Genomic DNA, 1365 nt, shown 5'->3' with positions numbered 1-1365 from the left:
CATGATCATCGGCGAGCACAGCCGTCCAAACGACCTCGACGTAAACCCGATCAAAGGCAAAAACCTAACCAACGTACGCGCTAGCGGCTCTGACGACGCTATCAAGCTCGTACCGCCTAGAAAGCTAAGCCTAGAGCGCGCTTTGGAGTGGATCGAGGAGGACGAGCTTGTGGAGGTTACGCCCGTAAATATCCGCGTGCGCAAGCGATACCTAGACCCTACGACGCGCAGACGAATGGCGAAAAAATAGAATTTTTGGATGAAATTTTAAAATTCGGCGTGAAATTTAGCTTTTAAATTTCACGCCTTTTTTATAGACAAATTTTTAAATTTGCGCTGCTAAAATTTTGCTAGGAGAGGCAATGAATCTTGTTTTATTCGACTTTGATGGCACGATCACGCGCGATGATTCGCTGCTCGAGTTCGTCGCCTACGTAGTCGGATTTAAGAAATTTTTTCGCGGGATTTTGGTGCTATCGCCCATTTTAGCGGCGTATAAGCTAGGTCTTGCGAGCAATAATTTTACGCGCAGAAAGCTCTTGGGCTACTTTTTTGCGGGCATGAGCGCCGATAAATTCGATAAAATTTGCAAAAAATACTCCACCACCCACATCGAAGATATCCTAAAACAAAGCGCGATGGACAAGATCGCAAGCTACAAAGCCGCGGGCGATAGGGTCGTTATCGTCACCGCCTCGCTCGAAGACTGGCTGCGTCCGTGGTGCGACGCGCAGGGCTTGGAGCTTTTAGGCACTAAAATACGGCGCAAAGGCGGCATCATCACGGGCGAGATCGAGGGGCAGAACTGCTACGGCGCGCAAAAGGTCGCTCGCGTGCGCGCGGCATACGACGTGCAGGCTTTCGATCGCGTCATCGCTTACGGCGACAGTAGGGGCGATCGCGAGATGCTCGAGTTTGCCGATGAGGCGCACTACAAGGCGTTTGAGTAAAATTTAACGCTGAAAGCTGAATAATAGCATCTACGGCGACTGCGCTTTTGCTGAGAGCTAGATTTCGCCTCACGCGGAATTTTATCCTTTTAAATTTATCGCGCTTATCTGCGGAATTCTATACCGCACGATAAATTTTCATATTTTATCGCAGCGCAAAAGCCATGAACTACGAAATTTTGTTGCAGAATGGGATTTTAAAATTCTCGGTGCGAGTAAAATTTTAAAATTCTATCGTGGCGTAGAATTTTGTTCCGAATGGAATAGATATTTTGAAACCTAGCGTAAGATAAAATTTAAAATTTTGCGGGATTTTTCGGCTATTAAAATTTCAAAATTTGCAGATTTCAGAATATATACTCGCCGTGTACGAAGCGGAATTTTAAAATTTCAAAATTCCGCGCCTTATAATTCT

The 1365-nt window shown here is 45.9% G+C and carries 1 protein-coding gene and 1 pseudogene; both read left to right on the top strand.

All coding sequences use genetic code 11. The annotated features are described in order from the left end of the window. A pseudogene (locus Q0256_RS01345) lies at nucleotides 1–250 on the top strand (translational GTPase TypA); the annotation flags it as partial. A 112-nt stretch (nucleotides 251–362) separates the two neighbouring features. Beyond that, a complete protein-coding gene (locus Q0256_RS01340) occupies nucleotides 363–950 on the top strand; it encodes an HAD-IB family hydrolase (RefSeq protein WP_297896884.1) in 588 nt (195 codons plus the stop codon). Nucleotides 951–1365: the final 415 nt, after the last annotated feature.

The organism is uncultured Campylobacter sp., from assembly GCF_937949835.1.
Classification (GTDB): domain Bacteria; phylum Campylobacterota; class Campylobacteria; order Campylobacterales; family Campylobacteraceae; genus Campylobacter_B.
This window is presented reverse-complemented; position numbering and strand designations above follow the sequence as displayed.

What these genes read in the sequence shown, in the direction of transcription:
- Q0256_RS01340 (WP_297896884.1), top strand. Translation starts at nt 363, where the DNA reads ATGAATCTTGTTTTATTCGACTTTGATGGCACGATCACGCGCGATGAT.